Below are 266 nucleotides of genomic sequence, written 5' to 3' on the forward strand. Positions count from 1 at the left end.
GCTATCTTCGGCGTGGTGATCGCAGGCTCGTTCGTGGAGATGGGCGTTTCGCGCATCCTGCCCTTCGTAAAGCGTCTTATCACCCCGTTGGTGACCGGCATCGTAGTTTTGATGATCGGCCTGACGCTAATCAAGGTCGGCCTGATCAGCATGGGTGGCGGTTTTGGCGCCATGGCCAACGACACCTTCGCCAATGGCGATAACCTGCTGCTGTCGGGCGTGGTACTGGCGATTATCGTGATCCTCAACCGAGTCCCGGTGGTGTG

1 protein-coding gene is annotated in these 266 nt (G+C 58.6%); it reads left to right on the forward strand.

Annotation, left to right across the window (positions count from 1 at the left end):
- Window positions 1-266: solute carrier family 23 protein (locus SB765_RS30380; RefSeq protein WP_410932588.1), on the forward strand; the 266-nt coding region annotated here is incomplete at both ends.

Source organism: Pseudomonas sp. SIMBA_067 (assembly GCF_046534675.1).
Classification (GTDB): Bacteria; Pseudomonadota; Gammaproteobacteria; order Pseudomonadales; family Pseudomonadaceae; genus Aquipseudomonas; species Aquipseudomonas putida.